Source organism: Haloarchaeobius baliensis (assembly GCF_052060055.1).
GTDB lineage: Archaea > Halobacteriota > Halobacteria > Halobacteriales > Natrialbaceae > Haloarchaeobius > Haloarchaeobius baliensis.
In genome coordinates, this window is sequence record NZ_JBPPFR010000001.1 from 391,885 (window position 1) to 411,730 (window position 19,846).

Consider the following 19,846-nt stretch of genomic DNA (forward strand, 5'->3'; position numbering starts at 1 on the left):
CGCACCGACGCGTGTTGGCGAGGGACATGAGGGAGGAACTCGACTTCCGACACGCGACGGCGATAGGGGTCGTCGTCACGCTGCTCATGCTCGCGTTGCTACCGGGAGCGCCTGCAGTACCGCTCCTGTTCGGGATGACCGCGGCCGTCGTGCCGATGCTGCTCGCGACGGCGGAGCGGAAACGGTACGCGGTGGCGGGGACGGCGTACTGCCTCGCGCTGGGGCTCGTCCTGGCGCTGGCAGACACCCTGCTCGGGCTGGGCGAGGGGAACACGCTGGTCGCCGGACTGTTCACCTTCGGGGCGTTGAGCCTGCTGGTCGTCACGGCGAAGGTGGTCGGCCGGCGGCTGGCCCGGGCGACCATCGGACTGCTCGTCGGGGAGGAGTACGCCGAGCGGCTGTTCGACGCGGTGGCCTCCATCGTGGCGCTCGCGGGCCTGGTGTGGACGCTGTTGACCGCCGCCGAGAAGGTGAGCCGGTACGCGGGCTTCGGCGTCGGTGGGGCGGCGACGCTCGCGCTGAGCCTGGTGGGTGTCGAGTACAACGTGACGGTCCCGATGCTCGGTGGGCAGGTCGACGCCGTGCTGTTCCTGTTCGTCGGCTGCATCCTCGCGGGCTTCTACACGTTCGAGTCCCTGCACACGACCTGGCTCGCGGCGAGGGAGACCGCGAAGAAGAGCGTCGACGCCGGTGGGACGGTGAAGTCGAAGACGGCGGCTGCGGTGGCGGACCGACGCGGGGGTAGCTCCGGCGGCGGTGACGGCAGCTACGATCCGGACGTCGAGTCCGGGGTCTCCGAGCCTGCCGAGGCACGGACGAGCCGACGGGAGCCGGGTGAACGGCGCGAGCGGGAGGGTCGACGGGACGGTCGCGACCGAGGCGACGCCAGGAACAGACGCGGTCAGGACCGCGGGGACCGTCGCGCACGGACCGACCGTCGGGAGAGTCGAGAGCGGGATGACCGTCGAGACAGGCGGAACCGGGGCGACCGTCGGGACCGCGGCGACACCGAACGTCGTCGGGCGGACCGCGAACGGAACGAGCGCGGGACGGGCCGCGACCGGGACGGGCGTGGGGACGACCACGACCGTCGGAACCGTCGTGAGGACCGTCGCGAGGGCAGGCGGGACCGGGGTCGCCGGCGACGCGACCGACGCGAGGACGACGATGACGACGACCGCGATGCACGCCGGTAAGTAGTTCCCGTGCGTACGTGCGGGCATGTGTGGACGGTACAGCCTGTTCGTCGAGCCCGAGGAGCTGGAGTCGGCGTTCGGCGTCCGGCTGCCCGAGCGGTTCGAACCGCGGTACAACGCCGCGCCGTCGCAGGACCTCCCCGTGATTCGGAGCGACGCCGCCGACGAGCTCTCGTACGCGAACTGGGGGCTCGTCCCCTCGTGGGCCGACGACCCGGCCGACGCATCGAAGCCCATCAACGCGCGCTCGGAGACGGTGCGCGAGAAGCCGACGTTCAAGGCTGCGTTCGAGGGCGACGGCGGTGACGGGTCGGACAGCGACGGACTCGCAACCGGTCGCTGTCTCGTCCCCGCCGACGGCTTCTACGAGTGGGTCGAGACCGGCGGCGGCAAGCAGCCCTACCGGGTGACGATGGCGGACGACGCGCCGTTCGCGATGGCGGGCCTGTTCGCGGTCTGGGAGGGCGTCGAGCGCCAGCCCGGCCTCGACGCGTTCGCGGGCGGTTCTGCGGAACCCGAGACGAAGCGTCACGTCTCCTTCACCGTGCTCACGACGGAACCGAACGAGCTCGTCTCGGAGCTGCACCACCGGATGGCCGTACTGCTCGCACCCGAGGAGTACGACACGTGGCTCCACGGCGACGCCGACGAGGCGGCGGAACTCCTCGACCCGTACCCGTCCGACGGGATGCGGGCGTATCCGGTGTCGACGGCGGTGAACGACCCGTCGAACGATAGCCCGATGGTGGTCGAGCCGGTCGATGTCGAGGGCTAGCACCGCCTGGGTCATCGTAGGTATATAAAAGAACGGGTCCGGGACGAGTTCGGCTCGTTTGTGGCGTGTTACTGGTTGTCAAAGTACGTCGAAAAATCGGGCACAGTATTGCGGTTTTCGACGTTCTCGCTCGTTGGTCGTGCATCGGCGTCTCGTCACGGACCACCAACTTTTATATAGAATCACATTCATAGCTTCGGGTGACCATGAGCCAGCGAATGCAGCAGGGACAGCCGATGATCGTGATGTCCGAAGACTCCCAGCGCGTGAAGGACCGTGACGCGCAGGACTACAACATCCAGGCCGCTCGCGCGGTCGCCGAGGCAGTACGCTCCACACTCGGCCCGAAAGGGATGGACAAGATGCTCGTCGACTCGATGGGCGACGTCACCATCACGAACGACGGCGTGACCATCCTGAAGGAGATGGACATCGACAACCCGACGGCCGAGATGATCATCGAGGTCGCCGAGACCCAGGAGAACGAGGCCGGCGACGGCACCACGACGGCCGTCGCGGTCGCGGGTGAGCTCCTGAAGAACGCCGAGGACCTCCTCGAGCAGGACATCCACCCGACCGCCATCATCAAGGGCTTCCACCTCGCCAGCCAGCAGGCGCGCGAGGAGATCGACGACATCTCCGAGGACGTCGACGCCGACGACGAGGACCTCCTCCGGAAGGTCGCCGAGACCTCGATGACCGGCAAGGGCGCCGAGCTCGACAAGGAGCACCTCGCCGAGATCATCGTCGAGGCCATCCAGTCGGTCACCGTCGAGGGCCAGGTCGACATGGAGTACCTCAACATCGAGACCCAGACGGGCCAGTCGGCCTCCAACTCCGAGCTCCTGAAGGGCGCGGTCATCGACAAGGACCCCGTCCACGACAACATGCCGACGTCCGCCGAGGACGCCAACATCCTCCTCCTCAACGAGGCCGTCGAGATCGAGGAGACCGACGTCGACACCGAGGTCAACGTCACGGACCCGAGCCAGCTCCAGCAGTTCCTCGACCAGGAGGAGAAGCAGCTCAAGCAGAAGGTCCAGCAGATCGTCGACTCCGGCGCTGACGTCGTCTTCTGCCAGAAGGGCATCGACGACCTCGCCCAGCACTACCTCGCGAAGGAGGGCATCCTCGCCGTCCGCCGCGTGAAGAAGGCCGACGTGCGCTTCCTGCGCGAGATCCTCGGCGCGAACATCGTCTCCGACCTCGACGACTTCGGTCCCGAGGACCTCGGCTTCGGTAACATCGACCGCGACGACGAGGACGAGCTGTTCTACGTCACGGGCGCGGAGAACGCCCACGGCGTGACGCTCCTCCTGCGCGGCTCCACCGACCACGTCGTCGACGAGCTGGAGCGCGGCGTCTCCGACGCGCTCGACGTCGTCGCCCAGACCGTCTCCGACGGCCGCGTCGTCGCCGGCGGCGGCGCCATCGAGGTCGAGGTCGCGGACCGGCTCCGCAACTTCGCCGACGGCGTCGAGGGCCGCGAGCAGCTGGCCGTCGAGGCCTTCGCCGACTCGCTGGAGCTCGTCCCGCGCGTCCTCGCCGAGAACGCCGGGCTGGACTCCATCGACACGCTCGTCGACCTGCGCGCCGCCCACGAGAGCGGCGAGAAGCGCGCCGGTCTGAACGTCTTCAGCGGCGACGTCGAGGACACCTTCGAGGCCGGCATCGTCGAGCCCGCTCACTCCAAGGAGCAGGCCCTGACCTCCGCCACCGAGGCCGCGAACCTGGTCCTCAAGATCGACGACATCATCGCCGCCGGCGACCTGAGCACCGACAAGGGCGGCGACGAGGGCGGCGCACCCGGCGGCATGGGTGGCATGGGCGGTATGGGCGGCATGGGCGGTGCGATGTGAAACCGGTCAGGTAACCCACATCCCACCCGACGCCGGTACAGCACACAAACGAGTTCTTCTTTCGCGGACAGACACGGAGAGCAGCCGCTCCATCAGGAGCTCAGTTCGGACGAGAACAGCCGGCGTCAGTCCTCGACCGCGAGCTCGAACTGCTCGTTCTCGCAGACGGAGTTCAGCACGACGCTGGTGTTCGACTCCTTGATCTCGGGGTCGGTGAGCAGCCGCTTGATCTGGTCGTTCATGCCGTCCGTGTCGGTGAACTTCCCGATGGCGATGACGTCGTAGTCGCCGGTGACCTCGTAGACGGAGACCATCTGCTTCTCCGCACGGAGCCGGTCGGTGATGTCGGGGAGGGCGCTCCCCTCGACCTTCAGCTGGAGGACGGCGGTCACGTCGTAGCCCAGCAGGTCGTAGTCGACCTTCGGCGTGTAGCCGCGGATGACGCCCTCCTCCTCGAGGGCGGAGACGTGGTTCGAGACCGTCGTCACCGAGACGTCGAGCTGCTCCGCGAGGCTCCGCAGACTCGCGTCGCCGTTGTCCAGAAGTGCATTCACCAACTTCGCGTCGAGATTTTCGTACGTCATTGTATCCACCGTACGCCCCCAGGCATTAGAAGTTTACGAACATCCAATTTCGGGTGCGACAGTCGAGAATTGCGTATAACAGCAGGGTTTTAGTACTGGCAATAGTTGGCTAACCCGACGAGAAAGATGACAAGCGGAAACTTCAGCGCGGAGGAGGAGGCGGTGCTCGAACAGATCGAGGAACAGAACGTGGACTTCCTGCGGCTCCAGTTCACCGACATCCTCGGCACCGTCAAGAACGTCTCCGTTCCGGCGAGTCAGGCCGAGAAGGCGTTCGAGGAGGGAATCTACTTCGACGGGTCGTCCATCGACGGCTTCGTCCGCATCCAGGAGTCGGACATGCGCCTCGAACCCGACCCGAGCACGTTCGCCGTCCTCCCGTGGCGGAAGACGGAGGAGAGTGCGGCGGCACGGCTCATCTGTGACGTGATGGACACGTCGAGCGGCGAGCCGTTCCCGGGCGACCCGCGTGGGGTCCTCAAGCGCGCCATCGCCCGCGCCGACGACATGGGCTACGACATCAACGCCGCCCCCGAGCCGGAGTTCTTCCTGTTCGAGGAGGACGAGGACGGTCGGGCGACGACGAAGACCAACGACGCCGGGGGCTACTTCGACCTCGCGCCGAAGGACCTCGCCCAGGACGTGCGCCGTGACATCATCTACGGCCTCGAGTCCATGGGCTTCGACATCGAAGCGTCACACCACGAGGTCGCCGAGGGCCAGCACGAGATCAACTTCACGTACGACGACGCGCTGTCGACGGCCGACAACGTCGCCACGTTCCGGTCCGTCGTCCGCGCCATCGCTGCGGAGCACGACCTGCACGCGACGTTCATGCCCAAGCCCATCCCGCGCATCAACGGGTCGGGCATGCACACGCACATCTCGCTGTTCCAGAACGGCGAGAACGCGTTCCACGACGACGACGACGAGTTCAACCTGAGCGAGACGGCCAAGCAGTTCACCGCCGGTATCCTCGAGCACGCGCCGGCCATCACGGCGGTCTCGAACCCGACCGTGAACTCCTACAAGCGGCTGGTGCCCGGCTACGAGGCACCCGTCTACGTCGCGTGGTCCGACCGCAACCGCTCCGCGCTCATCCGGAAGCCGGCCGCCCGCGTCCCGGCCGCGAGCCGCATCGAGGCACGCTTCCCCGACCCGTCCTGTAACCCGTACCTCGCGTTCGCCGCGCTCATCCACGCGGGTCTCGACGGCATCGAGCAGGACCTCGACTGCCCGGAGCCGGTCCGCGAGAACATCTACGAGTTCGACGAGGCAAAGCGCGAGGAGTACGGCATCGAGACGCTCCCCACGAACCTCGGCGAGGCCGTCGACGCGCTGGAGGCGGACGAGGTCATCGCCGATGCGCTCGGCGAGCACGTCTACGAGAAGTTCACCGAGGCCAAGCGCGCCGAGTTCAAGGAGTACCTCGTCGACGTCTCCGAGTGGGAGATCGACCGGTACCTCGAGAAGTTCTAATATCCGCGCCGTTTTTTCGCCGTTCCGTCGCCGAACAGTGCCGACGCTAGCTCGACCGCCACGCCTGCACGCGGTCCCGCAGCCGTCCCGGGATACCCAGCACGGAGAACGTGAGCCCGAACAGCACGAACAGCACGTACAGCCCGAGCGTCGACAGCCAGATGATGATCATCGCGAGCACGACCCAGCCGTCGCCCTGGAGTCGGGGCGTGTACAGCAGCCCCAGCGTCATCACGGTGCCGTAGAGCAGCACGACGTACGGACCCCAGCCACGGGCGTGGCCGCGACGGAGCTTCCGACGCACGTAGCGTTTGAGCTCGCTCCGCATCTCGTCGCGGTTGACGGTGCGTGACTGCACGTCGTCCTCGAACTCGGCGAGCTCCTCCCGGAGGTCGGCGACGGAGTCCTTGCTGGCCCGGCTACCCTCCACCTCGTCCTCGAGGTCGGCCAGCCGCTCGTACAGCCGGTCGATCTCGCGTTCGCGGTCGGTCCGGTCGTCGTCGTCGTCGCCGTCGTCGTCGCCGTCGCCGGAGCCGCCGCTGCCGGTGCCGCCGTCGCCGTCTGGACCCCCATCGCCGGGACCGTCGCCACCCGCGCCGCCAGCGTCGCCGGAAGTGTCGCCGTCGTCGGTCGACGGGTCGTCCACGGGCGGCGCTTCGCCCGCCTCCTCCTCGCTCGCTGGTGCGTCGTCGTCGGTCGCGTCGGTGCCCTGCTCGGTGGGATCGTCCATCTCGTCCTCAGGCATCGTCGCTGTTCCTTGTCGCTTCGTCCTGTCGCAGGCCCGCGGTTTGAAGGTGCCGGTCGAGAGCGGCCTCCAGCTCGTCCGTCGCCAGACTCCGGCCGGCGAGCACGGCGTTCAGCGACGCTCCGACGAGCAGGACGAGCGCACCGAAGTAGAGCCACGTCACCAGCAGCAGGATACCACCGACGACGCCGTACACCGCGTAGCCCGTCGCGTACCGCGTCGCGTACACCGAGAAGACGACGCTGAGGACGGTCCAGCTCAGCGCCGCGAACGCCGAGCCGGGCAGCGCCTCCGCGACGGTCACGTCGGCGTGCGGGAAGATGTAGTACAGCGGGAAGAACACCAGCCCGAGCGCGAACACGGTGACGACCGCGCCGACGAGGCCGCCGTACGGGAGGTCGAGCAGGCTCACCACGAGGGCGACCCCCGCTGCGACAGCGCCCGCGAGCCCGACCGCCGCGAGGCCGATGCCCGCGTCGACGAGCTGGTCCGCGAACGGCTCCTCGAGCCCGCGGCCGTACACCGCCGAGAACGACCGGTCGATGGCCCGGAACACCTTCAGCGCGGACCAGACCAGCACCACGAGCCCGACGATGGTCGCGCCGCCCCGACCCTCACTAGCGACGAGCGCGTCGCGCAAGAGCTCCTGGCTCGACGGTGTGAGGGTCTCGCTCGCCATCTCGACGATCCTGGTCGCGAGCGTCTCACCGCCGATCGCCGTCGCCACCGCGACGACGAGCAGCGCGAGCGGGAACAGCGAGACGAACGCGTAGTATGCGATGGCCGCGGCGAGGAACGTCAGCTGTTCGTCGCGGGCGATGGCGACGACCGCCGCGACGAGGGACGCGACACGCTTGACCGCGGACGGGATGGACACACGTACGGGTACGACGACTCGCCCAAAAAGACCGTCGCCGAGCGTGGGTGGGACGACTCAGGTGAGCCAGGCATCGCGGGGTGTTCCGGTCGTTCTCGCCACCTTTCCGTCAGTTCCGGACAGGGCGACTCCCCCTGGAGACGCCGGGCTCAGATCTCCTCGGTCGCCGCGCGCATCTCGGGGATGGTCGCGTCGCTCTTGAACGCGGTACCGCCGTAGTGAGCTCGCGACGCCGCGAAGCCCGCCTCTCGGAGCGCGTCGATGAAGTCGTCCATGCCGCTCGCGCCGCGCCCCCAGAGCTTGCAGAGGCGGTGCTGGTCGTAGTGGCTGGGCTCGTCCAGCTCCGATTCGAGCGTGTGACAGAGGTCACGGGCGCGGTCGGCGGTGCCCATGTCGTCGGTGACCCGGTTGCGCACGTCGGCGACGAACTCGGGGTCGCGGTAGGAGCCGAGCCAGAGCGGTCCGGCGGTGAGCACCCTGTTGCCGTCGCAGCGGGGACAGGTCTCGGGTGGATGGGGGATGAGACCGTGCTCCGGTTCGCGCCGGAGGCAGTCCTCGCAGTGGTGGAGGAAGCCCAGTTCGTCCATGCTCGCGTTGGCGTCGGTGGCCCGCCCCGAGAGGTCGAGGTAGGTGCGGACGTAGTGGCTGGTCGCGTGCGTGAACAGCGGCGTGATGCCGGTGTCCCAGCGCGCGCCGGCCCGGGCGAGCGCGCCGAGCAGGATGCGGACGCCCATCTCGGCGTGGTAGTCGGTGTTGCGCGGGACGGCGGCGTAGGAACGCACGCCGGAGTCGAAGTGCGCGCCACAGAGCGGTGCGGTGTCCGTGGCGGTGACACAGAGCAGGTCCCGGGTGTTGGCGAAGGCGGCGTCGGCGAAGGGCATCGGCGTGCCGAACGGGTCGAGGTCCACCACGTCGAAGTAGTCGTCGTGCATGAGCGCGTTGACGTTCCGGTGGACGACCGCGCCGTCGAGGTCGTTCCGGGCGAGGTTCTCGCGGGCGAGCTCCACGGCCTCCTCGTCGATGTCACAGCAGGTGACGTCCCAGCCCTCGGCGGCGGCACGAGCCCCCCTGACTCCGGAGGCCGTCATCGCGTCGAGGTAGGTGTCGGCGCGCTCCTCGTGCTCGCGGTACGCCCGGAGGACCGCGACGGTCAGGTCGCGGTTGAACTCCTGGACCGGGTTGAAGAAGACCGACTCGTGGGTGCCCTCGCCGTCCTGCTCGGGCACCGAGACCGTGACGTTGCCCTCCGTGACGTCCATGCGCCTTCGTGGGGGGCGGTGGGCGAAAAGGGATGCGATGTGGTCGGTCCCGACGGTGCGGGTCCGGCGGTCACCAGCCCGCGTCGCCGGCGACGTGCCGGGCGAACACCGGGAACTCGTGTGTGGCCGTCTCGCCGGCGAACTCGGCGGTGGCCGCGATCGTACGCGGCAGCTCGTCGACCAGCGTCGCGAGGCCGATGTCGGGCTCGCCGACGACCTCGTCGGACCCGTCGAGCGCGGTGATCCACTGGACGACGACCCGGGTCGACCCGTCCTCCCGGACCGTGGCGACCTCGATGTACTCGCGGTCGGGCAACGGCGGCTGGAACGTCGTGTTCACCGCCAGCTCGGCCGCGGTCTCGGCCTCGAGTCGCAGGAACTCCCCGATGTCGATGGTCCCGTACTCGACGACCGTCTCGCCGGACATCTCCTCCGGATACCGCACCGTATCGTTCGACTCGACGTACTCCAGGTCCGGGTCGTCGACCGCGCGCTCGGTGTCAATCGGGTCGGCTTCCCCGCGAGCCCGTTCACCCGCGTCGAGCGTCGTCGGTTCGCTCCCGTCACCCGCGTCGAGGTCGCCGAGACAGCCGGCTCCGCCGACGGCGGCGGCCGTCGCTGTCGCGCCGAGGAACTGCCGTCTGGAGGGCATACGCCGACCAACGGTGATACACGGCAAGTGCCTTTGGGTGACTGGACCGAACTGTTTTCACACCCCGGACCGAACGACGGCACAGTGATTGGGGGCATCGTCGCCGGGTGGCTCGCGTGACCGACGAGGCGCGCGAGCGGGCGGTCGCGGAGTGGCAGGCGATGCTGGAGGACGCTGGCGAGCTGACGCCGGACGCCGTCGAGAAGATCATGGCCGTCCACGGCGACCGCGGCAAGCACGCCATCGAAGCTGTTTCTGAAGCGCGCGTGAAGCGGTACCGGGACTTCACCGTCGTCGTCGGCTACGAGGACGAGTACATCGTCGAGGACGGCGGCTGCACGTGCAAGGACGCCGAGTACAACCTCGACCCGGACGACCCGACCGAACTGTGCTGGCACGCCCTGGCGGTCCCCATCGCCGAGCGGGTCGGCGCGGTGGACCACCACGACATGTGGTACTCCGAGGTGCGGGAGTTCCTCTAGGCCGTGTAGACCGAGAGCTCGTACTCGAAGGTGGCCCGCGAGCTGAAGCTGGTGGCGATGATGGTGTAGTCGCCGGCGTCCAGCGTGAGGCCGGTGATCGCGGCGTTGAGGCCGTTGTAGTCGTCGTTCTCCGCGATGATCTGGTCGTTCGCGTCGAGCAGGAAGAGGTACGTGTCGCCGTCGGAGTTCATCTCGATGTTGACCGTCGTCGTGCTGTCGACGGACAGCGAGACGGGCTCGTAGTAGCCGTTGAACGCGGAGCTCTGCGGGTCGCTGGGGTCGAGCTCACCGGTGCGGGTCTGGCCGACCGAGATGGAGCGCAGGTCCGTGGGAGCCGCCCCCGCGAGGACCGAGAGCTCGTACTCGAACAGCGCGCCCGAGGTGAAGCTGGTGGCGATGATGGTGAACTCGCCCGACTGCGACGTCTCGTACTCGATGAGGGAGTTGAAGCCCTCGTAGTCGTCGTTCTGTGCGACGACGTTCCCATCGGGGTCGAGCAGGTAGAGGTAGGTGTCGCCCTGCTCGGAGGTCATCTCGATCTCGAGGAACTGGCCGGCGTCGGCCTGGAGCGTGACGGGCTCGTAGTAGCCGTTGAACCGGTCCTCGTTGGGGTCGCCGTTGTCGAGCTCGCCGGTCCGCTGCTCGCCGACGGAGATCGAACGCAGGTCGATGGGGGCGCTCCCCTCACGGACGGTGAGCTCGTACATGAACGTGGCCTCCGTGTCGTAGCTGGTGGCGATGATGGTGTACTCGCCGGTCTCGGTCAGCTGGTACTCGACGCGCGAGTTGAGGCTCGCGGCGGTGTCGTCGTTCTCGGCGACGACCTGTCCGTCCGTATCGAGCAGGTAGAGGTAGGTGTCGCCACGCTCGGACGTCATCTCGATGTCGACGTACTGGCCGGCGCTCCCCTCGAACGTCACCGGTTCGTAGTAGCCGTTGAACCGGGACTCGTTGGGGTCGTTCCGGTCGACACCGCCGGTGCGCGTCTGCCCGATGGAGATGGAGCGCAGGTCCGGCAGCGGCTCGCTCTCGGTGACCGAGAGCTCGTAGGAGAACGTCGCATCGACACTGAAGCTGGTGGCGAGGATGGTGTAGTCGCTGTTCGCGCCGACGAAGAGCCGCGAGATACGCGAGTCGAGGCTGGTGCCCGCGTCGTCGTTGACAGCGACGACGTTGCTGTCCGCGTCGAGGACGGCGAGGAGGGTGTCGCCGTCGGCCGAGCTCATCTCGATGTCGACCGTGACGTCTCCGGCGACGTCGAGGTCGACGAAGTCGTAGTAGCCGTTGAGCGAGGGGTTATGGGCGTCGTCGGTGCTGAGCTCGCCCTGCAGCGTCTCGCCGACCGAGATGGACCGCGTCGCGGTGGCGTCGGAGACGGAGAGCTCGTAGGTGAAGGTCGCGTTCGGGTCGAAGCTGGTCGCGACGATGGTGTACTCGCCAGCCTCGGGAAGCGCGAGATTGAGGATGAACGAGTTGAGGCCGCTGAAGTCGTCGTTCTGGGCGATGACGTTGTCGTCCGGGTCGAGGACGTAGAGATAGGTGTCCCCGTCTGCGGAGGACATCGAGATGTTCACCGACATCTCGCTGCCGACCTCGAGGCTGACCGGTTCGTGGTAGCCGTTGAACCGGCTGCTCTGCGGGTCGCTGCTGTCGATGGTCCCCGTCAGGGTCTCGCCGACGGCGATGGACCGAAGGTCGCTCTGCACCTGGGTGAGAGAGAGTTCGTACTCGAAGTCGACGGTGTCGTCGAAGCTCCCGGCGAGGATGACGTAGCCGCCGTCGGACGGGAGCTCGAACCCGCTGATCGCGGAGTTGAGGCCGTCTGCGTCGTCGTTCTCCTCGAGGACGTTCCCCTGCTCGTCGAGCAGGAAGAGGTACGGGTCGCCGCCAGGGGAGGTCATCGAGATCTGGACGACGTCGCCGGCCGAGCCGACGAACGTGTACGGCTGGTAGTACCCCTCGAACTGGGGGTCGGAGGGAGCGCTGCCCGTGAGCTCGCCGGAGACGCTCGCACCGTACTCGATGCGCGTCGCCTCGCCCTCGACGGGAAGGTCGATGGGTTCGGGGGTCGCCGTCGGAGCCGCCGTCGGCGTCGAGGTGGCGGTCCCGTTCTCGTCGCCGTCCTCCAGTTCTGATTCTTCGAGTAGTCCTGTACAACCGGCGAGTCCGCCGGTCAAGGCTGTCGCACCGGCCAGCAGGAACGACCGGCGTCGTTTGTCTTCGAGAGACATTACTAAACAGATGAATGTTTTCCGGTGATTATTCTTTTGGTAGATGATTCGTCGTAATATGGGCGTACTGCTGACGTATCTCGGCGGCGTATCGGCGTCACGCCCCGCTTACTGGCGGTTCTGTGCGGCGAGCTGAATCCGATGGAAATCGCCATCGGCCCTAATCGGGTGGAAAAATATCGAGAACTCGACATCGAATGTACGCGATCTCCCGCGGTTCGTCACTACACCTCCTGGACGGTGAGGTCGTAGACGAACGTCGCCCCCGGCGAGAAGCTGGTGGCGATGATGGTGTACTCGCCACTGGCGGAGAGGGTGACGTTCCTGATCCGCGAGTTGAGGCCGTCGTAGTCGTCGTTCTGGGCGACGACGCTGCCGCTCGGGTCGAGCAGGTAGAGGTAGGTGTCGCCCGAGGACCGCATCGCGATGTCCACGGTGGTCCCGGTGTCGGCGTCGAGGGTCACGCGCTCGTGGTAGCCGTTGAACCGGTTGCTCCGGGGGTCTGTCGAGTCGAGCGTGCTGGTCCTGGTCTCGCCGACGGCGATGGAGTCGATGTCCGCCTCCACCTTCGACAGGCTGAGCTCGTAGCCGAAGCCGACCGTGTTGGACCAGCTGCCGGCGAGGATGCCGTACCCGCCGTCCTCTGGGAGCTCGAACCCGCTGATGGCAGAGTTGAAGCTCATGGAGTCGTCGTCGTTCGCGGCGAGCAGGGTCCCCTCGTCGTCGATGAGGAACAGGTAGGGGTCGCCGGTACTCGAGCGCAGTCGGATGCGGACGATGTCGCCCGCGGAGCCCCGGAACGTGTACGGTTCGTAGTGGCCCTCGTACTCCGGGTCGGACGGCGAGTCGGTCGTGAGACGACCGGAGACGCTCGCGCCGTAGTCGATGTGCTCGGGACTGCCGTCGACCGGGAGGCTGACACCGCCGCCACCCGTGAGGCTTTCGAGCGTTCCCATGCAACCTGCCAGTCCACCACTGAGCACCGCCGCCCCTGCCGCCAGGAACGATCGGCGTCGCGTGTCGTCGAGAGACATTGTTACTCAGATGACTCTTTCTCCGTGATTATTCTTTTGGCTTCCTCCCGTGTGAAAACTGGGGCGGTCTCGGTTCTCGCCTGAGTATCCTCCGGCCGCCGTCACTCCGCACAGAGGTCGACGAAGTTCCGCAGGATGGTGAGTCCGGTCTCGCCGGACTTCTCGGGGTGGAACTGGGTACCGAAGACGGTGCCGTCGTCGTTGGCGACGATGGCCGGGAACGAGCCCCCGTAGTCGGTCGTCGCGACGACCGCGTGCTCGTCGTCCGGAACCGCGTAGTAGGAGTGGACGAAGTAGGCGTAGCGCCCGTCGACACCCTCGACGAGCGGGTGCTTGCGCTGCACCGAGAGGTCGTTCCAGCCCATGTGGGGGACCGTCTGGCCCGCCTCGAAGCGGACGTTCCGGCCGGGAATGAGGTCCAGCCCCTTCACGTCGCCCTGGCCCTCGCGTTCGGCCTCCTCGCTCTCGGTCAGCAGCATCTGCATCCCGAGGCAGATGCCGAAGAGCGGCGTGTCCGACTCGGCGACGTCGACCAGTGCGTCCCGCACCGACTCGGCGTTCTCCATCCCCTCGCCGAACGCGCCGACGCCCGGGAGGACGACGCCGTCCGCCTCGGCGAACGCCTCGGGGTCGCTGTCGATGCTGACCGACGCCCCGGCCCGTTCGAGTCCACGGGAGACGCTCCGGAGGTTCCCCAGCCCGTAGTCCACCACGACGACGTCCGCGAGCGTCTCCTGCTCGCGTGACCGCGACTGCGTGCTCATACTCTCCGTTTTCCCGCCGCCGCGCAAGTGCGTTTCCGTTCCGGTCACGCTCGCCTCGGCGACGTTCCGTTCGACAGTCGATGGCGCTGTTTTTTCGACGCAGCGCTGCCAGAAAACCGGTGCCATGTCTACATAGCGCACGCGGTTCTCCGCCGTGACGCGTACGTGTGGCCGGGGCCGCCAGTCGGGTATCGATAGTCCGTCGTCGACAGGACCGAAGAAACCGCCGGAGGGTTCGCCATCGACGTGGTGGGATTCCGGGCCGTGGCGTCTCTGACCGTTCAGACTGCGTCCTATGGAGGTCTATGTAGATAGATTAGGAACTTTTAATAGCGACATCAAGAACTATGAATTGATTCGCTATGGAAAGTCGACGCAACTTCCTCAAGGCCGCTGGCGCAGCGACCACGGCTGGGATGGTGGGTACCGCTGGTTGTATCGGTTCGTTCGGGGGCGACCCGTACGTGGACGGAACACTGACGTTCCTCATGTCCCCGACAGAGCCGCAGGACCAGATGCGGGACCAGTACAGTCCGATCGGCGAACGGCTCGTCAGTCACATCGACCCGATCAGCGAGGACGACCTCGAGATGCGCTACGCCGCCAACTACGGCGCGACGCTCGAGGGTCTCAACAGCGGGACCGCCGACGTCGCCGAAACCGGGCCGTTCGCGGCAGCGCTCGGCGTCAACTCCGGTAAGGTGGACCTCATCCTGCAACGCTACGCCTACGGTGGCTGGGAGTACTCCAGCTTCATCGTCGCGCCGCAAGGCTCGGACATCACCGAACCCGCAGACCTCGAGGGCAAGGACGTCGCCTTCGCTGACCCGCTGAGCGCGAGTGGCTCGCTCTACCCGCTCGCGATGATCAAGGAGGACACGGACCTCTCGCTCCCCGATGAGCCCGGGAGCCCCGAGGGTGCCGACTTCAACCCGCAGTGGTCGACCCACATCGAGGCCTCGAACGCGGCGGCGAACGAGCAGGTCGACGCGGCCGGCGTCGGCGACTTCGCCTACTTCGCGAACGAGGACAAACTCCAGGTCGTCGCCGAACGGAGCGGCATCCCGCGGGCGCCCATCGTGGCCTCGCCGGAGCTCAGCGACAGCGAGAAGGAGAAGATTATCACGGCGTTCACCGAAGCACCCGACACGATGTACTACGGTGCAGATGGCACCGAGGGCAACGACGACGACGTCTGGTTCGACGACGTGCGCCGGACCGACATCGACACGTACCAGCCGGTCATCGACACGGCCGAGAACCTCGGCTACGGCGAAGAGATCTTCGGATAGAACCGCCCGACAGCCAATCCCGTTTTAGTACCGCACAATGGCAACGATTTCCGTCAACAACGTATCGAAAGTCTACGGCGACACCGTCGCACTCGACGACATCTCGTTCGAGATCTCGGACGGCGAGTTCGTCGTTCTGCTCGGACCCTCCGGTGCTGGGAAGTCTACGCTGCTCAGGATTCTGAACGGTCTCACGCAACCGACTGAGGGGAGCGTCGAGTTCAACGACCGCCCGTCAGGTTCGATGCCGACGAGCGACGTCGGTATGGTGTTCCAGATGCACTATCTCGTCGAAGGTCTGAGCGCGTACAAGAACACCCTCTCCGGTGCACTCAGCCGGTCTTCGACCGGTGAGAGCCTGCTCAACCGGTTCGACCGGGAGGACAAGGAGATGGCGCTCGAGGCGCTCGACACCGTCGGCCTGCTCGAGGAGGCCGACCAGCGCGCGAGCAGCATGAGCGGCGGTCAACAGCAGCGTGTCGGCATCGCCCGCGCGCTGACGCAGGACCCCGAACTGCTGCTCGCCGACGAGCCGGTCGCCAGTCTCGACCCGAAGGCCGCACAGGACGTCATGGAGTACATGCGTCGTGCGGCCGTCGACCGGAACCTCACCTCCATCGTGAGCCTCCACCAGGTCAACATCGCCCGCGAGTTCGGCGACCGCTTCATCGGGCTCCACGACGGCGAACTCATCTTCGACGGCGACCGCGAGGAGCTGACGATGGACGTCGTCGACCGCATCTACTACGGTGAGGAGACAGCAGAGAGCGACGAAGGAATCCAGCACATCTAACATGGCGACAGAAGACTCAACAGATGACCGGGTTGGAGAGAAGCTCAACCAGCTCAATCGAGCGTCCCGCACCCGCCAGCTCCTCTACCTGACTGGCCTCGTCGTACTGCTCGGACTCACGTTCGCGGGGCTGTGGTTCGTTGAACTGACCGTCGGTGCCCTCTACCGGAACCTCCCGGGCTGGTTCACGTTCCTCGGCGGCTTCTTCCCCCCGGACTTCGTGGACCTGACGAACCAGACGAAGGCACAGGGGATCGACGGTCTGGACGCGATCGTCGCGACGCTCCTGCACCCGCAGTGGTTCGTCTCCACCGTCCTGGACGCCCAGCTCGGCTCCGCGAGTGTCCTCGTCAGCGCGGCGTTCATCACCGTGGTCATGGGCTTCCTCGGGACGGTGCTCGGCTTCCCCCTCGCGCTCGCGCTCGGTATCCTCGGCTCCGAGCGTGTCGTCCCGTTCCCGTTCAACTTCATCTTCCGAGGCATCATGAGCACCATCCGCGCCGTCCCGGCGCTCATCTGGGGACTCATCTTCGTCCCGCTGACCGGCTTCGGGCCGGTGACGGGCGTGCTCGCCATCGGGACCGACACCATCGGGAACCTCGGCCGACTGCTGACCGACGAGCTGGAGGAGGTCGAGGACGGCCCCATCGAAGCGGTCCGCTCGACCGGTGCTTCTGGTCCGCAGACGATCCTCTTCGGGATGCTCAGTCAGGTGTACAACGGCTACGTCGCGTGGACGCTGTACGTCCTCGAAATCAACACTCGCATCGCCATCGGGCTCGGTGTCATCGGCGTCGGTGGTATCGGTCGGTACATCGACGCGAAGATCCGACTCGGTGCGTTCGGGACGCCGAGTGCGTACCCGCAGGCGGCGGCCGGTATCCTGGTCGTCATCGCCATCGTGCTGAGCGTCGAGATGATCTCCTCGCGGATCCGCTCGCGGCTACGGCCGGGCGAAGACAATGGTCGGAGCCTCCTCGACATCATCCGGGGACTCGGTGACGCCGGCAAGTGGATGGGTACCGAGAACCCGAAGAACGACTAGAACTCTCCGAGACGGGACTGCCCGTCGCTCCCTTTCTCGCGGCCACCGACCAGTTCGGCAGCACTCTCCAGCGCCGAGCGGAACGTCTCCTTCTGGCTCGGGTCGTACAGCGTCGCCGCCGGGTGTACGCAGACGAGCAGCCGCCGTGGCTCGCCCTCGATGCGGACGTCGGTCAGCTCGCCGGCCTCCTTCGTCACCGCGACGGAGCGCCCGAGCAGGTGTTCGGCGGGCACCTTCCCGAGCGTCACGAGCACCGCGGGGTCGACGAGGTCGATCTCGCGGTCGAGGTACGGACGGCAGTTCTCGAGCTCCTCGGCGTGGGGGTCGCGGTTGTCCGGGGGTCGGCAGCGCACGCAGTTGGTGATGCGGACCGTCTCGCGGTCGAGGCCGACCTCGCGGAGCGTCTCTGTGAGCACGTCGCCGGAGCGCCCGACGAAGGGCTCGCCCTGTTCGTCCTCGTTCGCGCCGGGCGCCTCGCCGACGAACAGCACGTCGGCGTCGGCGGGCCCGACGCCGTTGACGATCCGGCTCCGGGACTCACAGAGCGCCGGGCAGCGCTCGCAGTCGTGGACCTCCAGTCCGTCCATGGTCTCCATACGATTCACCGCGTGGGCGGGCCACCTAACCGCTACGCTCTGGCACCGGCCGCTCCGTCACTCCCGCCGGAGGGCGTCGCCGGCCCGTGCCGCGAACCGGGCGACACGCAGCGGCTCCGGCCGGCCGCCTTCGGGGGTGAACGCGCGGACGACGTCGCGTGCCTCGCCGTCGTCGAGGCCGACCGTGCGGACGTACACCGTCTCGCCGTTGACCTCGACGGGCGTCCGTGGCGGCTGGCGGCGGTAGGTTTCGAGCCGCCGCTCGCGCTCCGCACCCTCGAACGCCTCCTCGATGGCGGGTTCGAGCCCCGGGCTCGCCTCGAACGTGACCGAGAGGACGGGCCGGTCGACCGCCTCGTGGACCGCGTGGAGGTCGACGACGTTGTACCACGCCAGCGCGATGCCGGCGAGGAGGACGTAGCGCACGTCTTCGCGGGCGAGGCGCTCGTACGTCTGGACGACGGCGTCGGTCGCGTCGCTCCCGCCGACCGTACACGTCCCAAAAGAGAGTCCATCGACGGTGCGATCAGCCCTGACGACGACGCCGGCGAGCGTGCTCACGTCCCCCTGCGTGGACTCGGCGATGCCGACCGCTCGAACGCCGGCTTTCATCGCCTCAGTCGTCGTCTTTGATGTCCTTCAGTCGGTCGATGAGTTCGTCGTTGGTCGCCCCGTTCTCGAACTCGACTCGGCCCTGGTGGTCGGTCTCGCGCGAATCGACCGACTCTTCGTCGAGTTCTGTGTCGATGCTCTGATTGTCCTGTTCCGATTCGTCGTAGCTCCCGAAACCCATACACTGTACAATAATCGTGGAGGACTCAAAAAAATCACGGCAGCAGCCGCGTTTTTGTCACGTTCGGCTATCGTCAATGGAAACGTTTCGGGAGGCTGTTGCAGGCTCCAGTCAGCACTTAAGCGCTGCTGCCATACGCCGGTGTATGGAAGTCCACAACGTCACTGCCGACGCGGAGACGTTCACCTGCAACGCCTACCTCGCCGTCGGCGACCGCACGGTCCTCGTCGACGCCGGCGCGATGGACGGCGTCGTCGACGTCGTCCGCGAGCACACCGACCACGTCGACGCGGTCGTCCTCACCCACCAGCACGGCGACCACGTCGCCCAGCTCGACGCGGTACTCGACGCGTTCGACGACCCCGACTGCTACGCCTACGGTGACCACCCGCGGCGCACCCACGGCATCACCGACGGCGACGACCTCCTCCTCGGCGACGAGCGCTTCGAGGTCGTCTACACGCCCGGTCACGCCGCCGACCACGTCTCTCTCGTCAGCGACACCAGCCTGTTCAGCGGCGATGTCGTCGTCCACGACGACGGCGCGTTCGACTACGGCAGCTTCGGCCGCACCGACATGGCCGGACAGTCCCGCGAGCGGCTCATCGAGAGCATCCGCACCCTGCTCGAGCGGCTGCCCGACACCGTCGAGCACATGTACGCCGGCCACGGCGACGAGTTCCACGGCGACGTCCGCGACGTGGTCGAGACGGCGCTCGAACGGGCGGAGAGACGCGAGCCGAAGTACCCCGACGAGGCCTGAGACCGGCCAGCGTCGCCACTTCCCGCGCGAGTGAGACGAGAAAGATGACCGCGATTACGCCGCGCGCGCTTCCTTCGCCTTCGGGCGGAGCTTCTTGTAGCCGCACTTGCGGCACTTCTCCGCTCGCTTCGGGTTCCGCGCGTTGCAGCGCATGCAGATCATCTTCTCGAGCGACCGCTTCTCCGCAGCCTCGAATCGTGCCATACTCCTTCCTACACCGTGCTGCGGGTAAAAGCGTTTCCGAGTGCGTTCGTGAGTGCTTCGGGATTTTTGGTCCACCTGGACTTGGGGTACTGGTGACAACAACAGCCAGAAAGCCCCTGCCTGCTCGACTCCCGGGACTCGCTGCGGTCCTCACTCCGTTGCGGTCCTTGCTTCGTCCGAGTTCGTCGAGCAGGCAGCCCCTTTCAGTCCCGCCCACCACGACCGGACCGCACCTCACACCTCCCCAGCCTCTTCGCTCGGTCGCAGGCTCCCTCGCTCATCCCTCGCACGAGCGCCGGCTCGCGGCCCTCACTTCGTTCGGCCCACTCGCCAGCCGCGCGCCAGTAGTGGAAATCCAGTCGCCATCGAGGCCACCCTTCAAATACGAAGCCGGGACCAGACCAGCCGTGACCTGAGAGCGGT

At 67.1% G+C, this 19,846-nt stretch carries 21 protein-coding genes; 9 read left to right on the plus strand and 12 right to left on the minus strand.

What is annotated here, in order from left to right:
- The first annotated feature begins 26 nt into the window (after positions 1 to 26).
- From ACSG06_RS01945 to thsB, 3 genes are all read left to right on the plus strand, one after another.
- Positions 27 to 1,196 carry a hypothetical protein gene (locus ACSG06_RS01945; protein ID WP_440988577.1) on the plus strand — a complete coding sequence of 390 codons (1,170 nt, stop codon included), beginning with the start codon at positions 27 to 29 and terminating at the stop codon, positions 1,194 to 1,196.
- Between the two features lie 25 nt (positions 1,197 to 1,221).
- Positions 1,222 to 1,971 (plus strand): SOS response-associated peptidase, encoded by a 750-nt coding sequence (locus tag ACSG06_RS01950; protein WP_440988578.1) that lies wholly within the window; start codon positions 1,222 to 1,224, stop codon positions 1,969 to 1,971.
- A 206-nt stretch (positions 1,972 to 2,177) separates the two neighbouring features.
- Positions 2,178 to 3,830, plus strand: a complete 1,653-nt coding sequence (gene thsB, locus ACSG06_RS01955; RefSeq protein WP_440988579.1) for a thermosome subunit beta — start codon at positions 2,178 to 2,180, stop codon at positions 3,828 to 3,830.
- Positions 3,831 to 3,955: 125 nt separating this feature from the next.
- Here the strand turns inward: thsB and lrp are convergent, their stop codons facing one another.
- Positions 3,956 to 4,414, minus strand: a complete 459-nt coding sequence (gene lrp, locus ACSG06_RS01960) for an HTH-type transcriptional regulator Lrp (RefSeq protein WP_440988580.1) — start codon at positions 4,412 to 4,414, stop codon at positions 3,956 to 3,958.
- A 126-nt stretch (positions 4,415 to 4,540) separates the two neighbouring features.
- Here lrp and glnA point away from each other — a divergent pair, with 126 nt between their 5' ends.
- Positions 4,541 to 5,893, plus strand: coding sequence for a type I glutamate--ammonia ligase (gene glnA / locus ACSG06_RS01965; RefSeq protein WP_440988581.1), 1,353 nt, complete (start codon positions 4,541 to 4,543; stop codon positions 5,891 to 5,893).
- 46 nt (positions 5,894 to 5,939) lie between these two features.
- On the opposite strand, the gene ACSG06_RS01970 is transcribed toward glnA, so the two are convergent.
- From ACSG06_RS01970 to ACSG06_RS01985, 4 genes are all read right to left on the minus strand, one after another.
- Positions 5,940 to 6,638 (minus strand): hypothetical protein, encoded by a 699-nt coding sequence (locus tag ACSG06_RS01970; protein WP_440988582.1) that lies wholly within the window; start codon positions 6,636 to 6,638, stop codon positions 5,940 to 5,942.
- Positions 6,631 to 7,515: a YihY/virulence factor BrkB family protein gene (locus ACSG06_RS01975; protein ID WP_440988583.1), complete on the minus strand. Its 885-nt coding sequence runs from the start codon at positions 7,513 to 7,515 to the stop codon at positions 6,631 to 6,633. Before ACSG06_RS01975 ends, ACSG06_RS01970 begins: the two co-directional genes overlap by 8 nt.
- A 149-nt stretch (positions 7,516 to 7,664) precedes the next feature.
- On the minus strand, positions 7,665 to 8,774 hold the full coding sequence (locus ACSG06_RS01980; protein ID WP_440988584.1) for a tRNA (guanine(26)-N(2))-dimethyltransferase: 1,110 nt from the start codon (positions 8,772 to 8,774) through the stop codon (positions 7,665 to 7,667).
- A 70-nt stretch (positions 8,775 to 8,844) separates the two neighbouring features.
- Entirely contained in the window at positions 8,845 to 9,426 is a 582-nt protein-coding gene (locus ACSG06_RS01985) for a twin-arginine translocation signal domain-containing protein (protein ID WP_440988585.1), read from the minus strand.
- A gap of 161 nt (positions 9,427 to 9,587) precedes the next feature.
- Here ACSG06_RS01985 and ACSG06_RS01990 point away from each other — a divergent pair, with 161 nt between their 5' ends.
- Positions 9,588 to 9,908 (plus strand): hypothetical protein, encoded by a 321-nt coding sequence (locus ACSG06_RS01990; RefSeq protein ID WP_440990285.1) that lies wholly within the window; start codon positions 9,588 to 9,590, stop codon positions 9,906 to 9,908.
- Here ACSG06_RS01990 and ACSG06_RS01995 read toward each other — a convergent pair.
- The 3 genes from ACSG06_RS01995 to hisH all read right to left on the minus strand — a co-directional run bounded on the left by ACSG06_RS01995 (position 9,905) and on the right by hisH (position 13,937).
- Positions 9,905 to 12,139: a PPC domain-containing protein gene (locus ACSG06_RS01995; protein ID WP_440988586.1), complete on the minus strand. Its 2,235-nt coding sequence runs from the start codon at positions 12,137 to 12,139 to the stop codon at positions 9,905 to 9,907. The two genes, ACSG06_RS01990 and ACSG06_RS01995, sit on opposite strands and share 4 nt — an antisense overlap.
- 224 nt (positions 12,140 to 12,363) lie before the next feature.
- Positions 12,364 to 13,095 carry a PPC domain-containing protein gene (locus ACSG06_RS02000; protein WP_440988587.1) on the minus strand — a complete coding sequence of 244 codons (732 nt, stop codon included), beginning with the start codon at positions 13,093 to 13,095 and terminating at the stop codon, positions 12,364 to 12,366.
- A gap of 179 nt (positions 13,096 to 13,274) precedes the next feature.
- Entirely contained in the window at positions 13,275 to 13,937 is a 663-nt protein-coding gene (gene hisH, locus ACSG06_RS02005) for an imidazole glycerol phosphate synthase subunit HisH (RefSeq protein ID WP_440988588.1), read from the minus strand.
- 362 nt (positions 13,938 to 14,299) lie between these two features.
- Here hisH and ACSG06_RS02010 point away from each other — a divergent pair, with 362 nt between their 5' ends.
- The 3 genes from ACSG06_RS02010 to ACSG06_RS02020 are packed head-to-tail and all read left to right on the plus strand — an operon-like array spanning position 14,300 to position 17,067.
- On the plus strand, positions 14,300 to 15,229 hold the full coding sequence (locus ACSG06_RS02010) for a PhnD/SsuA/transferrin family substrate-binding protein (protein ID WP_440988589.1): 930 nt from the start codon (positions 14,300 to 14,302) through the stop codon (positions 15,227 to 15,229).
- Positions 15,230 to 15,266: 37 nt separating this feature from the next.
- Positions 15,267 to 16,022, plus strand: a complete 756-nt coding sequence (gene phnC, locus ACSG06_RS02015; protein WP_440988590.1) for a phosphonate ABC transporter ATP-binding protein — start codon at positions 15,267 to 15,269, stop codon at positions 16,020 to 16,022.
- Between the two features lies 1 nt (position 16,023).
- On the plus strand, positions 16,024 to 17,067 hold the full coding sequence (locus ACSG06_RS02020; RefSeq protein WP_440988591.1) for a PhnE/PtxC family ABC transporter permease: 1,044 nt from the start codon (positions 16,024 to 16,026) through the stop codon (positions 17,065 to 17,067).
- Here the strand turns inward: ACSG06_RS02020 and ACSG06_RS02025 are convergent.
- From ACSG06_RS02025 to ACSG06_RS02035, 3 genes are read right to left on the minus strand one after another with little or no spacing between them, the layout of a single operon-like run.
- Positions 17,064 to 17,663 (minus strand): uracil-DNA glycosylase, encoded by a 600-nt coding sequence (locus tag ACSG06_RS02025; protein WP_440988592.1) that lies wholly within the window; start codon positions 17,661 to 17,663, stop codon positions 17,064 to 17,066. The two genes, ACSG06_RS02020 and ACSG06_RS02025, sit on opposite strands and share 4 nt — an antisense overlap.
- A gap of 57 nt (positions 17,664 to 17,720) precedes the next feature.
- On the minus strand, positions 17,721 to 18,275 hold the full coding sequence (locus ACSG06_RS02030; RefSeq protein WP_440988593.1) for an endonuclease dU: 555 nt from the start codon (positions 18,273 to 18,275) through the stop codon (positions 17,721 to 17,723).
- A gap of 4 nt (positions 18,276 to 18,279) precedes the next feature.
- Entirely contained in the window at positions 18,280 to 18,456 is a 177-nt protein-coding gene (locus ACSG06_RS02035) for a DUF5786 family protein (protein WP_440988594.1), read from the minus strand.
- Between the two features lie 145 nt (positions 18,457 to 18,601).
- Here ACSG06_RS02035 and ACSG06_RS02040 point away from each other — a divergent pair, with 145 nt between their 5' ends.
- Complete coding sequence (locus tag ACSG06_RS02040; protein WP_440988595.1) at positions 18,602 to 19,219, plus strand: MBL fold metallo-hydrolase; 618 nt, start codon at positions 18,602 to 18,604, stop codon at positions 19,217 to 19,219.
- Between the two features lie 54 nt (positions 19,220 to 19,273).
- Here the strand turns inward: ACSG06_RS02040 and ACSG06_RS02045 are convergent, their stop codons facing one another.
- Positions 19,274 to 19,423 carry a 50S ribosomal protein L40e gene (locus ACSG06_RS02045; RefSeq protein ID WP_256296093.1) on the minus strand — a complete coding sequence of 50 codons (150 nt, stop codon included), beginning with the start codon at positions 19,421 to 19,423 and terminating at the stop codon, positions 19,274 to 19,276.
- Positions 19,424 to 19,846: the final 423 nt, after the last annotated feature.